Origin of the sequence: Arcicella sp. LKC2W (genome assembly GCF_034931005.1) — a bacterium.
GTDB lineage: Bacteria > Bacteroidota > Bacteroidia > Cytophagales > Spirosomataceae > Arcicella.
Genome location: NZ_JAYGIN010000007.1, coordinates 110,095 through 125,153, shown reverse-complemented (window position 1 = coordinate 125,153; position 15,059 = coordinate 110,095). Strand labels below are relative to the sequence as shown.

Here is a 15,059-nt window from a genome sequence, read left to right as displayed (position 1 = left end):
ATCAGAAGGCAGATAAAACAACTTCTAACTGAACGAATAAAAACTACTGACAGCCGAAAGCACACCGCCGAAAGCTACATTAAAATATGAAAAAATATACATTGCTTTTTTCCCTTCTAATCCTTTCGTATCTGTCGCAAGCACAGTTGCGTGGTGCTTTGGGGCAACGTTCGACGGCATCAGCCAGTGAATTAGAACTAAACTATGCCGAACCCAAAGAGTACGAAATTGTTGAAATTACGACAACAGGGTCAAAATATTACGATGGAAATTCGATGATTTCATTGTCAGGCTTACGAGTGGGCGATAAAATCAAAGTGCCTGGAGATGCCATTTCATCTGCCATTAAGAAATTGATGGGACAAGGAATTTTGGAAGAAGTTGAAGTGGATGCCTTGAAAATTGAAGGCGATAAAATTTGGCTAAATCTTGCCATTAAAGAACGTCCAAGACTTTTCAAACTTGAATATTCGGGTATCAAAAAAGGTGAACAAGAAACTATTAGCGATAAAATTAAAACCTACAAAGGGAAAATTGTAACGGCTACGGTTAAAAAGAATATTGACCTTGCTATTCGTAAACACTTCCAAGACAAAGGTTACCTGAATATCAATATCAAGATTACCGAAAAAACAGATACAGCACGTGGAAATAATGCTGTTATGAAAATTGACATTGTTAAAGGAAATAAAGTAAAAATCGCTAAAATTGAATTTGATGGCGTTGCTGAACTATCTGAAAAAACAGTACGCCGTAAATTAAAGAATACAAAACAAAAAGCATTCTACCGTCTTTTTAGTCCTTCGAAATATATCCCGAAAAAATTTGAAGAAGACAAAGGTAAATTGGTTGACTTTTATAACAAAAAAGGATACCGTGATGCCCAAATTTTAATGGATTCTGTTTATAAAGACAGTGATAAAACGGTAAAAATCATCATGAAAATTGATGAAGGAAAACAATATCATTACCGTAATATTTATTGGGAAGGTAACTATATTTATCCTGACACCGTGTTGACGGAGGTTTTAGGTGTAAAAAAAGGTGATGTTTACAATGTTGAAGACTTAGATAAACGCTTAAACGGTAAACCAGGCGAAGACGTAAGTTCTGCTTATATGGATAATGGCTATTTATTCTACCAATGCGAACCCGTTGAAACTGCCGTAGCAGGAGATTCAATTGATATTACTTTTAGAATTACAGAAGGAAAACAAGCAACAATTAATAAAGTAATTCTGAACGGGAATACAAAAACATCTGACCATGTAGTTATGCGTGAAATCAGAACACTTCCTGGACAAAAATTCAGTAAATCTGCCATTATTCGTACCGTTCGTGAACTTTCAACAATTGGTTATTTTAACCCTGAGAAAATCACACCAAACCCAATTCCTAAAGCTGATGGAACGGTTGACATCGAATATAACGTAGAAGAAAAACCTTCTGACCAAATTGAACTTTCTGGTGGTTGGGGTGGCTATATTGGATTTGTGGGTACTTTGGGAGTAACCTTCAATAACTTCTCAGCTCGTAACATTGGCAATTTATCAGCATGGAAACCACTTCCATCTGGCGATGGACAGAAACTTTCTGTACGTTTTCAAGCGAATGGTTCATCATTCCAAAACTACTCGTTGTCATTTACTGAGCCTTGGTTAGGTGGTAAAAAACCAAACTCATTCTCGGTAACATTAAGTCGTAGTATTTCGTATCCTTATCGTATTCAGCAATACAACCAATTAAGTGGTTATGGTAGCGGATATGGAAGTGGCTATGGAAGCAGTTTATATGGAGGAGGTTTAGGTAGTTATGGATATGGAAGTACCTTAGGAACAACTTCTGTATCTGACAGTGCATCACAAGCACAATCTGACGCTCACTTTAATAGTACATCACTATCATTTAGTTTAGGAAAACGCTTAAAATGGCCTGATGATTATTTCTCATTGAGTAATTCGCTTTCATTCCAATTAATTGATGTAAAAAACCTTCCTTACTATGGGTATCCAGAAGGGCAATCTGTTTCAGCGGCATTTGTAACAAACTTCTCAAGAAACAGTATTGACAATCCGACCTTCCCACGTTCAGGTTCAAGTTTCTCATTAACAGCATCATTAACACCTCCATATTCATTATTTGGTGGTAATAATAGCAACTTAATTGAATACCATAAATGGATGTTTGATGCCTCATGGTTTACGCCAATCACAAATAAATTGGTATTCCACATGAGAACACACATGGGCTTCTTGGGTTCATATAGTCCAGATAAAGACATTACACGTTTCGAACGTTTTGACTTAGGCGGTTCGGGTATGCAAACTGGTTACAATGTAATTAGCCGTGATATTATTGCTTTGCGTGGATACAAAGACCGTTCATTAGGTTCGCAAGGTTCTGTGCCAAATGGTGGTGTGGCTTACAACAAATTTGTAATGGAAGTACGTTATCCTGTGTCACTTAATCCGTCTGCTACAATTTTCTTGTTAGGTTTTGCAGAAGGTGGCAACAATTTTGCTAACTATACAGAATACAATCCATTCAAATTGTATAAGTCAGCAGGTTTTGGAGCAAGAATCTTCATGCCAGCATTCGGTATGATTGGTATTGACTATGGCTTTGCATTTGACAAAATTCCAGGCGTTTCAGATGGAGGTCGTCAAGCATTTACCTTCTCAATTGGACAGCAGATTAGATAGTTAGTTAGAGAATAGATAAGATTAGAGTAAAGAGAATAGAGTAATTACTCAGAAGTTAGTGGTTGGATGAATTATTTAGTTAAACACTGAAATCTAAACTCTACCATCTATTCTCTATCATCTACTCTTTAAATTCTATCATAATTGTTAATCTTTTGTTAAAAAAAAGCATTCTACAATAACCTAAATTGAGATACGTTAATACAACAAATCAGCCTGATTTATCAGCGTTTTACTATTAATTATTAACTGTAAATTATTAACTATTCCTTAAAGCCGTGAAAAAGAAGATATTTTTACTAATTTTACCATTCTTTTGCGTAGCCCTCAATTTGAAGGCACAAAAGATTGGGTACATTGATACAGAATATATCACTTCAAAAATGCCTGAGTACCAAACTGCACAGGCAGAAATTGAAAAACTCACGACTAAGTGGATAAAGGAAGTATCAGATAAAAATGATGAGGTTGCTAAGTTAGAGAAAAGTTTTCGGGCAGAAGAAATTCTACTAACCGAAGAAATGAAACAACAACGTCAAAGAACTATTACCGAAAAAGAAAAAGAAGCTAAAGACCTTCAAAATAAAGTTTTCGGAATCAACGGTGAATTACTCAAAAAGAAACAGGATATTATGAAACCTGTGCTTGACGAAGTAGCCAAAGCAGTTGAAAAAATAGCAAGGTCTAAAAAGTTAGACTTTCTTTTCGATAAATCATCTGATGGGATAGCGATGCTTTATACCAATCCAATCCATGATTATACAGATTATGTAATGGAGGAATTAGGTATCTCGCCAGACCAAATCAAGGAAAAAGAACGAGAAGAAAACGAAGCTAAAACAAGCGAAGACAATAAGGGAAGTGACGCAACTGAAAAACCAAAGTCAAATAGAAAAAATACAACCCCTAAAAAAGAGTAAAACCAACCAGAATAATAACAACAAAATGAGAAACAAATTTTTAATTGCTTTATTCGCATTTTTTGGCTTAGCCGTAGCTAACGCAAATGCACAACAAAAAATCGGTTACATCAGCTTAGACTACATCTTAGCCCAAATGCCCGAAGCAAAACAAGTAGAGACTGAATTGACAACGACAAAGACGCAGTACGATAATATGTATCAGTCTAAAGTGAAGGATTTTCAAACTAAATTGGCTGATTATGAGAAAAACGGTGCTACAATGGCAGACGTTATCAAAGCTGATAAAGAAAAAGAATTACAAGCTTTACAATCACAAATCGAAGAGTTTCGTCAAAATTCTTCAACTTCTTTACAAAAGAAACAAGCTCAATTGTTACAACCTTTGTTAAAGAAAATTGAAGACAATATGCACGCAACTGCTAAAGAAAACGGTTTTGCATTTGTATTCAACTACGATGCAGGACAAGGAACAACTCCTATCGTTTTGCACGCACCAGAAGATGCTAACATTTCTGATTTAATCTTGAAGAGAATGGGCGTAACTCCTAAGCCGTTAGCTCCTGCTGCTGCTACTCCAGCAACAACAACACCAGCAACTGCTGCTCCAAAGAAAAACTAAGAACTGATTTTCTATATGAAAAGCCTTCCAAATCATATTTGGAAGGCTTTTTTATATTATTGCATTTTACATAAAAAACTCGCATAAACTGGATAATATTACTTTCCAATTTATGCGAGTTTTATTCAACTTCTCTTTTAAGCCGTTCTTGGAAATTATGTTGCCAATAATCCCTTTCCCCATTTCCTAATCACCGATAACTAATTAAGGATTCGGACGAGTTTCAGAATATTCAACTTTTACACTTCCATCTGGATTTTTTACGAGAACCATATACTGATGTTTCGTATTAGAAAAGGTTGGAAATGAAGGTAAAGATTGGGGCTTATTTTCTGAATTATCTACCGTAAAATCATCTGTTAAATCTTCGCTATTCGGAATAAATCCAGAACCTAACGAAACTACTTTAATACTAACATTGCCAGTTCCCGAACTTACTAATCCCAAATCTTTGGCTGCGGAATAAGAAACATCTAATAAACGTGACCGAGAATGTGGACCTCTGTCGTTAACTCTGACTAAAGTTTTTGCCCCATTAGCTCTATTTGTAACTTCCAATAAAGTTCCAAAGGGATAAGAACGATGAGCAGCAGTATAATCAGAAGCTCGGTAGCGTTGTCCACTTGAAGTACGTTTTCCTTCAAATTTATGAGCGTAATAAGACGCTTTACCAGAGGAAACGTTGTCTTCGTTTGAAGGGTTTACGAATTTAACAACAGCAAGGAAAACAAAAGCAAATACACTTTTTAAAATCATAATTGATAAGTAACTCTATTCGCTTATATTTATTCTAAATTACTAATAATCAATTGATTGTAATTTAAAAATTGAATTTTGTTACTTTTTAGTTAATAAAATAATTGGCTCATAGAATAACGTTTTTGTGCGTTCATCTATTGGGTATGGTTACTTTTAACTACATATTAGGACACAAATTTAAGCAAAAAACTCGTAAAAGCCTAAAATCAAGGTTACCACTGATTCTTCGGGTTTTATCAGATTATCTTTGCAAGATGTTTTTTTAGAAGTAATTTTGAGAAATAGACAATATAAAAAATGCAACAATATCAAGCCCTGCTTAAACATATCCTTGAAACTGGCACTCAAAAAACTGACCGTACTGGCACAGGAACAACTTCTGTTTTTGGGTATCAAATGCGATTCAATTTAAACGATGGATTTCCGATGGTAACTACCAAAAAAGTCCACTTGAAATCAATTATCCATGAATTACTTTGGTTCATCAATGGTGATACCAATATCAAATATTTGAAAGATAATGGCGTAGGTATTTGGGATGAATGGGCGAATGAAAATGGAGATTTAGGTCCTGTTTATGGCAAGCAATGGAGAAGTTGGACAACGCCCGACGGCAAAGTAATTGACCAATTGAAAGAGGTTATCGAGACATTAAAAAAGAGTCCAGATTCACGTCGTATCATTGTGAGTGCATGGAATGTAGGCGAATTATCACAAATGGCATTGATGCCTTGCCATGCTCTTTTTCAGTTTTATGTGGCAGATAATAAATTGTCGTGTCAATTATACCAACGTTCGGCAGACGTATTTTTGGGCGTACCTTTCAACATTGCCTCTTACGCACTCTTGACGATGATGATTGCTCAGGTTTGTGATTTAGAATTAGGTGATTTTATTTGGACAGGTGGCGATACGCATATTTATTCAAACCATTTTGAACAGGTAAATACGCAACTTGCCCGTGAACCACGTCCGTTACCAACCATGAAAATTAATCCAGCGGTAAAAGATATTTTTAGCTTCAAATACGAAGATTTCACACTGGAAAACTATAATCCATATCCAGGAATTAAAGCTCCTGTTGCAGTTTAAGTAACACAGGTTTTAACCTGTAATAATTATACTTACAGGTTAAAACCTATGTTACTGAATTTCAAAATTATCTGCATCTAAAAATGCTGGAAATTTCGTTCTAAAATCATCCAAATCTTGCTTACTGAGCGTTTGTGTACACATTACTTCCGAATCAGTCTGATAGAAAGTTTGATTTCCTTTATAATCAATAATGGCAGAATTTCCATTATAATGTAAACCCATTCCATCCTCTCCTACCCGATTGACACCGATGCAATAACTCAAATTTTCAATAGCTCGTGCCTGTAAAAGTGTATCCCAAACTTTGGAACGAACCGCAGGCCAATTGGCGACGTAGATTAGTAAATCGTAGGAATTAGAGGATAGAGGATAGAGTTTAGAGGAGGGAGCAGAATTAACGTCACTATTTCTATCATCTAAACTCTCCCCTCTAAATTCTAAACTCTGTTCTCTATCCTCTAACATTCCTTGTCTTGACCAAACAGGGAATCTTAAATCGTAGCAAATCAGCGGACATATTTTCCAGCCTTTCAATTCCACAATGAGGCGTTTTTCACCACCCGAAAAGTTATTATTCTCACCTCCCATTCTGAATAAATGGCGTTTGTCGTAAGTCTCATAACTGCCATCGGGACGCATCCAAATTAGCCGATTATAGCAAATTTCGCCTTCTTTTACGATATAACTTCCCGTCACAACGGCATTTGCCTTTTTCGCTTGTTGCTTCATCCATTTGAAAGTTGTGAAATTCATCGGTTCAGCTACCGATTTCACATTCATTGTAAAACCCGTATTGAACATTTCTGGGAGAATTATCAAATCTGTCGGAGAAGAAATTTGAGCAATTTTTTCTTCCAAATTTGCCAAATTTGCCGTTGGATTTTCCCAAAATAAATCCGTCTGAATAAGAGTAACCGATAGGTTTTGCATAATACAGGATATTAGTGTTCCGTAAATTTACTAAATTTCAATAGTGTTCATTGATTTAAAATTGAACAAAATTACTAATATCCAATCTCAATACTTAAATTATTCAAATTATGAAAAAACTCTTCGGTTTACTGATTGTCACAATCCTGTTTTCGTTCAGACCAGATGAACATCCAAGTCTCGAAATTGGGGCATCTGCTCCTAATTTCAGCTTAAAAGGCGTAGATGGCAAAATGTATTCATTACAGTCCTTTGCAAAAGCCAAAGTTTTAGCCATTGTTTTCACCTGCAATCATTGCCCAACCGCACAAGCTTATGAAGAAAGAATTAAGAAAATTGCAGCTGAGTACAAAGCAAATGGTTTGCAAGTTGTAGCGATTTCTCCCAATGACCCAACCTCTGTTAGATTAGACGAAATGGGTTATACAGATTTGGGGGATACCTACGAAGACATGAAAATTAGAGCTAAAAATGCAAGTTTTAATTTTCCATATTTATTTGATGGAGATACAGAAATTACGTCAAAAAAATATGGCCCTGTGGCAACACCTCATATTTTCATTTTCGATGAAAAACGTATTCTTCGTTATTCTGGACGAATTGACGACGTTGAAAAACCAACGGGCAAACCTAAAAGCTTAGATGCCCGAAATGCCATTGAGGCTTTATTAGCAGGCAAAAAAGTACCCGTAGAAAAAACAAAAACCTTTGGTTGCTCAATAAAATGGAAGGAAAAAGGAGTTTTGACAAATAATGAAAAAGAGGATTGGGCAAAAGAACCTGTTACTTTAGAAAGCATTGACGACGAGGGTATCAAAAAGCTATTGAAAAATGATTCTGGGAAATTACGTTTAGTAAATGTTTGGGCAACTTGGTGCGGCCCTTGCGTGGCGGAAATCCCTGATTTTTTGAATATTAATAGAATGTATCGTCACCGTGATTTTGAATTAGTAACTATTAGTGCTGATAAACCTGACAAAAAAGAGAAGGCTTTGGCAACCTTGAAAAGATTGCAGGCTTCGAGTAAAAACTATATTTTCAACTCGGATGATGCTTATAAATTGATTGAATTAATTGACCCGAAATGGCAAGGAGCTTTACCTTACACCCTTTTAATTGAGCCAAACGGTAAAATTATTTATCAGAAACAAGGAACAATTAATCTTCTGAAAATGAAGACAATGATTGTAGAAAATCCGTCGGTGGGTCGGTATTTTTAAGAGGTTATGTAGTGGCGAATAGCATTCGCCACTACATAATATTTTGATTAGTGAATGCTATTTGTCACTACATTATATTTCAATTGGCGAATGCTATTCGCCACTACACTTCCGACAACATCTCCGCCACTTTTCTCCCCGTTGCCATAGCAGCGTTTAATGACGGATATGCCGTAGCATCTCCACATTGATATAAAATGTCCGATAATTTCAGATGATTATCTCCCATTGCTGAGCTGTCGAAAGTTGATAAAGCTTGTGGAATGTGGTACGTTTTTAAATGATTCCAAGAATCTACTTCTTTGCCAAACCAAGTGGTTAATTCACGCTTAATATTTTTGGCTAATTCGTTTTCATCAAATAAATCAAACCCTTGTGTAGAAACCGAAATTAGCGACTTTCCTTCGGGTGCATACGCAGGAGCAATGTCACTTGGCACACACATATTATGTACAAATGATGCACGGTTCGGGTTCAATACTAACATTTTTTCTTTCAAAGGAGAACGTTCAGCCGAGAAATAAGTACAGGTAGTTGCGTTGAATTTACGTTCTGTCGTTTTTCCTAATAATTTATCCGCTTGAAAACCGTCTGTTGCCAAAACAATTTTTTCACCGTACAATTTATCCCCATTTTCTAAATAAATTCTATTTCCTTCAATTTTAGCCACTTTTGTATTTAATTTGACCGTGCCAACATACAATTTTTTAGCTATTTGTTCGGCTATTTGTTGAATACCATTTGCAGGAATTACGGCATCGCCTTCGTAAAATTTGCCAAAAATATATTTGAAGAAATTGGAAGAAGTCGAAAGCTCATTTTCCAAGAAAACACCCCCGAAAAATGGTTTAAAAAACTGCTGAATCATGTTATCCGAAAAACCGTAATCATGCAAATAATCAAGGGTTGATTTGCCTTGATGCTCAAAAACCTCCTCTTGAATGTTACCTGTGTCCATCACCAAACGTAAAACTCGTAATTTATCTGCCAATGAACCTACATTGGAAGTCAAAGAAGAAAGTATCGTTGAAGGTTCTTTAAAAGGATTCGCCATTACTGAAAAATCTTGTTTCTGAATGTCTCTAATCATCGCCCCTGACTTAAACGCTTTCAAACCAAGAGATTCATAATCAAGCAATTGTTTCGCTTCTGGATAAGCCGTCAATAAAATTTGGAAGCCTCTATCTAATAAAAAACCGTCGTGTACATCCGTGCGAACACGACCGCCAATGTTATCGGAAGCCTCTAAAATTAAAGATTGAATTCCTCTATCTTTTAAATACTTTGCACAAGTTAAACCTGCAATCCCTGCACCAATAATAATTACCATATTTTCAATAATTGATTGTTCTATAAGTTTAACTTTTCTCTTTGAAAAGAGTTTTAATTTTAGAGATTTTCTTTATCATGATTTATGCGATTCCAAACTTTTCTTCATACGTTTTAATCCATTCATCAACGGTAATTTTTGTGGCAAGTTCACCGATTAATTCTTCTACCGTATCAACTTTTATTTGCATAGTTTGACGAGTTTATAACGCAATTTAAGAATTTTCATCATGTCTATAAAAAACAAAATGCCTAAATATCTGCTCATTTACAGACACTTAGGCAATTTATTGAATTAAATACGTTTTACATATCCTTGTACGCTTTTCTCAAACGACCTTGATAATAATTGGCAAATTGATTACTAATATTGGTAAAGAAAGTAAACTCACTTGGCTCTACATTGGAATATCCCGTAGTTTTTGGCACTTTTTTGCCATTCAAAGCCTCTGTATTTCCTTCAAATTTTTGCCAAGAATCAGTCCAAGTATAGGCTTCATTTCTTACTTCTTGTGTAATTAAAGCGTTGGTTTTATAATCAAAAACCTTCATTTCAACTGTGCCATTCATCACGATAGTTTTGGTATAAGTGGTAATTCTGGCTTTTACGTCTTCATAAACATCTACAACGGTTGAATCCTTGTTTCGTTTTGTTCCTGTTTTGATAGATTTTGTAAAATTTTCAACTGAAGAATTTACGTTTTTAATCGGCAAACTCATATTCAATAAAGATAATTTTACAATTTCATGTATTGGAAATATCTCTTTCTGAACATCAATTGTAGTGTAATATTTCACAAATTGACTGGGTGATTTTGAACGAAAAATCTCACGATTAAAAGCCTCTTGCAATGTCTGATATTCATTACTTCTTAAACGAAAAACATCATGGACAGGCTCAATAATTACTCGATAAGTAGCGTATTGAAACGCTCCGTCTAATTTTTGATTAACGTCTTTATAATTAGGAATCAAGTCATTTACTCTTTGAAAATGATTAATAGCATCTTTGGCAGCCATCCGATTTTCTTTGCTATTCATTGCCATCATTCCCGCTTGATAACGTTCATCAGCCGCCAATTGTCGAGCAGATTCTGTTTCTCTGACATAATTTTGAGGCATTCCAACTTCACGCATACTTACTGGCGAACGAGAAATCATATCATGGATTTTATTCAATTGTTGATACTCTGCTAAAGCTTTTTCCCAACGAAATGGCTCTTGAGAATTCTCAAAACTTCTAATAGCTCGTTTGTGATTTTCAACTGCCAAAGGATAAGCCTCATGCAAAACAGAAAGAGCTTTTGTATTATCTGAGCTTTTTTGTAGTCGTTCTACTGAAGTAAAAATCGCTTCATCGAAGTTTCCTTTTTGGAGTTGTTTTAAGCCGCTACTACACGCACTAAAAAGGACAATAATACAAATAAATTGTAGTGATTTTGTGAGATGATTCATGTGGTTTTTCATGTGTTTGATGGTTTAGTTATGTTTGTTTTAATACTACTGCAAATATCTAATTTGACTTTGTAAAACCAAGACATTTCCCATAACTAAATCCCCTAAAGGTATTGTGTTAATGATTTGTTAAAGATTTTTTATAATTTCGGTTAATGGATATTTTGTTTGAACTGTGTTTCTTTGGATTTAATGATTGTAAGATTTGTAGTAACATGATTTTGAAATCATAGAATCACCTAATCTTAAAAATCTGAGTGCGTACAGTAACTCGTAATTTGTCTGAACTACGTTTCTTTAGATTTAATGATTGTAAGATTTAAAGCTGTTTAAACTTTTGAGATTTCTTAGAAATAGGAATTATAAATCGTCTTAGTGACCCCGTCTGACTACATTGTAAAGTTCTACGCAGTCGGACGATAGTCAGACGGGGTAACTCCACCAGACGATGAGATTCAATTTAATTAAGACTTGACATAATTGCGAAAGTTTAAACAGCTTCTTTGTAAAAACATTAAAAAAAATCATAGAATCACCTAATCTTAAAAATCTCAGTGGCAGACAATCCTTTCACCCATTTTTATTAACGACAAAAACAATGAAGAAAAAATTATTATTGCTATTAACCTCAATTGTAGCCCAAAGCTCAATATTATTTGCCCAAGACCCTTGGTTAGTTACTGCCGACAAAATTAATCCAAATAATTATTACGGAGTAACTGTTGCCAATGGCATGATTGGCATTGTGTCTTCGCCCGAACCATTGAAAGTAAAAGACGTAGTTTTGAACGGTGCTTTTGACACTTACGGACGTGGACGAGTGTCAAATATCTTAAAAACTTTCGACTTTGCCAATATGGATTTAGAAGTTGATGGTCGTCGCTTGGGACGTGCTGACATCAGCAATTACAAACAAGTCTTGGACATGAAAAATGCCATTTTGACGACAACTTTCGACTATTCTGATAAAGTTGCGGTAAAATATTCGGTGATGGCGTTGCGTCATTTGCCTTATACCATGATGATTGATGTGGAAGTTAAAGCTAAAAAAGACTGTGAAATTACACCTCACAGCGTAATGTCTGCTCCTGATATGTTGCGTGATGTCAAAAACTCTTATGCCCTCATCGACCGTCCGCACGCTTTAATTCCATTGATGACTTCCGTAGCGAAATCTCCAACGGGCAAGCACACTTTGGCGGCATCGAATACTTTTGTTTTTGCCGAAGAACGTGGCAAAGAACCACAATTAATTCATGAAGAATGGGATTATGGAATGCACCGTTTGAAGTTCTCGAAAAAAATGATTGCCAATGAAACGTACTCGTTTAGTGTAGTTGGTTCAACAATTTCTACGGAACAAACCCCCGACCCACTCAACGAAGCAGAACGCTTGACAATTTATGCCGCTTTAGAAAAACACGACCGTTTATTGAAACGCCACAAAGAAGGTTGGGAGAAATTATGGACATCAGATATTAAAATTGAAGGTGATGAAGATGCCCAAAGAGCAGCTCATCTTGCCCTGTATCATTTGTATTCATTCTGCCGTGAAGGACAAGCGTATAGCCTTTCACCAATGGGACTTTCGGGTTTAGGTTACAACGGACACGTATTTTGGGATACTGAAATTTGGATGTATCCTGCAATATTGGTTTTACACCCAGAAATGGCAAAATCCATTTTAGAATACCGTTTTGAAAGAATGGAAGCCGCACGTGCCAATGCCAAATCACATGGTTATCAAGGCGTTATGTTTCCTTGGGAGTCTGACGATAAAGGACAAGAAGCTACGCCAGTTTGGGCATTAACGGGACCTTTTCAACATCATATTACAGCAGATATTGGTTGGGCATTTTGGAAATATTATCAAGTAACACACGACAAAGAATGGTTAAAAACTCGTGGTTATCCAATGTTAAAAGAAGTTGCTGATTTTTGGATAAGTCGTGCCGAAAAAGGAACAGACGGAAAATATCACATTATCAACGTAGTTTGTGCCGACGAATGGGCTGAAAATGTGGACGATAACGCCTATACAAACGGCATGGTAAAAGAAGTTTTAGACTTCGCAACGGAAGCAGCCGATGAGTTGAAAATACCTGCCAATCCGAAGTGGGAAGAAGTGATGACAGGCTTAGTAATTTTGAGAAATGCCGACGGCGTAACCAAAGAACACGCCACTTACAACGGTGAAACCATCAAACAAGCTGACGTAAACTTATTGTCATATCCAATGCACCAAGTAACTGAAAAAGAGTTAATTAAAAAAGATTTAGATTATTACGAAGCGAGAATGTCTGCGGATGGGCCAGCGATGTCACAAGCCATTTTATGTATTCTTCACGCAAGATTAAACAATACCGACAAAGCAGCCGAACTTTTCACGAAGAGTTATAAACCCAACGAAGTTCCCCCATTTGGTGTTTTAGCAGAAACGGCAGGCGGAACAAATCCATATTTTGCGACGGGTGCAGGTGGATTTTTGCAAACCATCTTAAACGGTTTTGGCGGTTTAGACATCGAAGAAGAAGGAATCATTCAGCTAAAAGATATTAAACTCCCTAAAACTTGGAAATCATTAACCATCACAGGCGTAGGCGTTGATAAAAAGACGGTTACGGTTTTGGGTGGGAAGTAGAGATTAACCTAATAGCAACTCTCCCAAGAGTTTGAAACCCTTGGGAGAGTTAAATACAGAAAAATGCTCCTCCACAAAACCATAAACCAAATCCATCCAATAACCCATGAGGAGTTTGAGGCATTTTCTGCTCTGCTAAAACCCTTTTCTGCCAAACGAAAGGAAGTTTTAACCGAAGCAGGTTCAATAGAAAAGCATTTGTATTTTGTTTTGGATGGCTTACAAAGAGTTTATTATTTAGATGAACAAAACCGAGAAGCAACTCTATTATTCTCTTATGCAGGAAATTTTGGTGGTGTTTTGGATTCGATGATGAACCAAACGCCATCAAGATTTTATTACGAATCTCTTACGCCTTCTACTTTTTTGAGAGCTTCGTTTGCACAAATTGAAACACTCGCTCAAAATAATCCTAATATTGAATTACTACTTCGTAAAGGTTTAACAAATGCTCTTTCTGGCATTATGGAGCGTTTAGTGGAATTACAATGCTTTTCTTCAGAAGAAAAATTCAAGAAATTATTACAACGTAGTCCGCACATTTTACAGATTGTTCCTCATAAATATTTAGCCAATTATATCGGTATTGATGCCAGCAATTTCAGTAAATTGGTAAACAGTATCAAAATATAAATCTTGGTAAAAACCAATATTTCTTAAATTCTAATCGCCCAATTTTGTGAAATCAAAAGCTAATCAATCGCAAAATCATGGATAAAATATCGCTTCTCAATCAGTTAGAAAATCAAGTTGAAAATCATTTGCAACAAGTCCTCTTCAAATTTCAAAATGCGAGTAATGAAAATCTACTAAAACCTTCAAATACTGGTGGTTGGAGCATTGCTCAATGTTTGGAACATCTCAACACTTATGGCAATTACTACCTGCCTTTATTTGAAAAAGAAATTGCTAAAAGCCCCGATAAACCTGAAGCCAATTATATAAAAAGTTCATGGTTGGGACGAAAATCCATTGAATCTATGAACCCAGAAACAGGGAAGAAAAAGTTTAAAGCTCTTAAAAATCATATTCCTGTCGCTAATTTAGAAGCTCAGGCGGTTATCGCCGAATTTCTCAACCAACAAGAACAGCTTTTACAAATTATCAGACTTGCCCAATCTAAAGACATTCAGCAAATTAAAATTCCAATTTCTATTGCAAAATTTCTTAAATTGAATCTTGGCGATGCTTTACAGTTTTTAATCGTCCATAATGAAAGACATATTCAACAAGCCAATCTAAATTTATAGCAATTCTCTTTTAACCATTGCTAAAAAATCCCCTCCCTTTTCCGTATTTTTGAAAATCATTTATTTAGCTATGCGTGATGAGCTATGAGTTATAAGCCGTGATAGTTGAAAAATCATAGCTTATAACTCATAGCTC

The 15,059-nt window shown here is 35.7% G+C and carries 12 protein-coding genes; 8 read left to right on the top strand and 4 right to left on the bottom strand.

The genetic code is table 11. From position 1 onward, the window contains the following. Positions 1–86: 86 nt before the first annotated feature. From bamA to VB796_RS07695, 3 genes are all read left to right on the top strand, one after another. Positions 87–2,702: an outer membrane protein assembly factor BamA gene (bamA, locus tag VB796_RS07705; protein WP_323345943.1), complete on the top strand. Its 2,616-nt coding sequence runs from the start codon at positions 87–89 to the stop codon at positions 2,700–2,702. A 278-nt stretch (positions 2,703–2,980) separates the two neighbouring features. Continuing rightward, the gene (locus tag VB796_RS07700; RefSeq protein ID WP_323345942.1) at positions 2,981–3,622 is read left to right on the top strand and encodes an OmpH family outer membrane protein; all 642 of its coding nucleotides are present in this window, start codon (positions 2,981–2,983) and stop codon (positions 3,620–3,622) included. Between the two features lie 25 nt (positions 3,623–3,647). Further along, positions 3,648–4,244, top strand: coding sequence for an OmpH family outer membrane protein (locus VB796_RS07695; RefSeq protein ID WP_323345941.1), 597 nt, complete (start codon positions 3,648–3,650; stop codon positions 4,242–4,244). 204 nt (positions 4,245–4,448) lie between these two features. On the opposite strand, the gene VB796_RS07690 is transcribed toward VB796_RS07695, so the two are convergent. Beyond that, positions 4,449–5,000, bottom strand: a complete 552-nt coding sequence (locus VB796_RS07690) for a septal ring lytic transglycosylase RlpA family protein (protein WP_323345940.1) — start codon at positions 4,998–5,000, stop codon at positions 4,449–4,451. Between the two features lie 300 nt (positions 5,001–5,300). On the opposite strand from VB796_RS07690, the gene VB796_RS07685 reads away from it, so the two are divergent. After that, positions 5,301–6,095 carry a thymidylate synthase gene (locus VB796_RS07685; protein ID WP_323345939.1) on the top strand — a complete coding sequence of 265 codons (795 nt, stop codon included), beginning with the start codon at positions 5,301–5,303 and terminating at the stop codon, positions 6,093–6,095. 51 nt (positions 6,096–6,146) lie between these two features. Here the strand turns inward: VB796_RS07685 and VB796_RS07680 are convergent, their stop codons facing one another. Next, positions 6,147–7,028 (bottom strand): nitrilase family protein, encoded by an 882-nt coding sequence (locus VB796_RS07680; protein WP_323345938.1) that lies wholly within the window; start codon positions 7,026–7,028, stop codon positions 6,147–6,149. A 110-nt stretch (positions 7,029–7,138) separates the two neighbouring features. Here VB796_RS07680 and VB796_RS07675 point away from each other — a divergent pair, with 110 nt between their 5' ends. After that, positions 7,139–8,248: a redoxin domain-containing protein gene (locus VB796_RS07675; protein ID WP_323345937.1), complete on the top strand. Its 1,110-nt coding sequence runs from the start codon at positions 7,139–7,141 to the stop codon at positions 8,246–8,248. A gap of 103 nt (positions 8,249–8,351) precedes the next feature. Here the strand turns inward: VB796_RS07675 and VB796_RS07670 are convergent, their stop codons facing one another. Both VB796_RS07670 and VB796_RS07665 read right to left on the bottom strand, forming a co-directional pair. Then, positions 8,352–9,590 carry an NAD(P)/FAD-dependent oxidoreductase gene (locus tag VB796_RS07670; protein WP_323346059.1) on the bottom strand — a complete coding sequence of 413 codons (1,239 nt, stop codon included), beginning with the start codon at positions 9,588–9,590 and terminating at the stop codon, positions 8,352–8,354. Between the two features lie 293 nt (positions 9,591–9,883). Next, positions 9,884–11,044, bottom strand: a complete 1,161-nt coding sequence (locus VB796_RS07665; protein ID WP_323345936.1) for a hypothetical protein — start codon at positions 11,042–11,044, stop codon at positions 9,884–9,886. A gap of 586 nt (positions 11,045–11,630) precedes the next feature. Here VB796_RS07665 and VB796_RS07660 point away from each other — a divergent pair. From VB796_RS07660 to VB796_RS07650, 3 genes are all read left to right on the top strand, one after another. After that, the gene (locus VB796_RS07660; protein ID WP_323345935.1) at positions 11,631–13,673 is read left to right on the top strand and encodes a glycosyl hydrolase family 95 catalytic domain-containing protein; all 2,043 of its coding nucleotides are present in this window, start codon (positions 11,631–11,633) and stop codon (positions 13,671–13,673) included. A gap of 63 nt (positions 13,674–13,736) precedes the next feature. After that, positions 13,737–14,306 (top strand): Crp/Fnr family transcriptional regulator, encoded by a 570-nt coding sequence (locus tag VB796_RS07655; RefSeq protein WP_323345934.1) that lies wholly within the window; start codon positions 13,737–13,739, stop codon positions 14,304–14,306. Between the two features lie 77 nt (positions 14,307–14,383). Continuing rightward, the gene (locus VB796_RS07650) at positions 14,384–14,923 is read left to right on the top strand and encodes a DinB family protein (RefSeq protein ID WP_323345933.1); all 540 of its coding nucleotides are present in this window, start codon (positions 14,384–14,386) and stop codon (positions 14,921–14,923) included. Positions 14,924–15,059: the final 136 nt, after the last annotated feature.

Coding starts and splice junctions, on each gene's coding strand:
- VB796_RS07650 (WP_323345933.1), top strand. CDS start 14,384: ATGGATAAAATATCGCTTCTCAATCAGTTAGAAAATCAAGTTGAAAAT.
- VB796_RS07675 (WP_323345937.1), top strand. CDS start 7,139: ATGAAAAAACTCTTCGGTTTACTGATTGTCACAATCCTGTTTTCGTTC.
- VB796_RS07655 (WP_323345934.1), top strand. CDS start 13,737: ATGCTCCTCCACAAAACCATAAACCAAATCCATCCAATAACCCATGAG.
- VB796_RS07660 (WP_323345935.1), top strand. CDS start 11,631: ATGAAGAAAAAATTATTATTGCTATTAACCTCAATTGTAGCCCAAAGC.
- VB796_RS07665 (WP_323345936.1), bottom strand. CDS start 11,044: ATGAAAAACCACATGAATCATCTCACAAAATCACTACAATTTATTTGT.
- VB796_RS07695 (WP_323345941.1), top strand. CDS start 3,648: ATGAGAAACAAATTTTTAATTGCTTTATTCGCATTTTTTGGCTTAGCC.
- VB796_RS07690 (WP_323345940.1), bottom strand. CDS start 5,000: ATGATTTTAAAAAGTGTATTTGCTTTTGTTTTCCTTGCTGTTGTTAAA.
- bamA (WP_323345943.1), top strand. CDS start 87: ATGAAAAAATATACATTGCTTTTTTCCCTTCTAATCCTTTCGTATCTG.
- VB796_RS07680 (WP_323345938.1), bottom strand. CDS start 7,028: ATGCAAAACCTATCGGTTACTCTTATTCAGACGGATTTATTTTGGGAA.
- VB796_RS07685 (WP_323345939.1), top strand. CDS start 5,301: ATGCAACAATATCAAGCCCTGCTTAAACATATCCTTGAAACTGGCACT.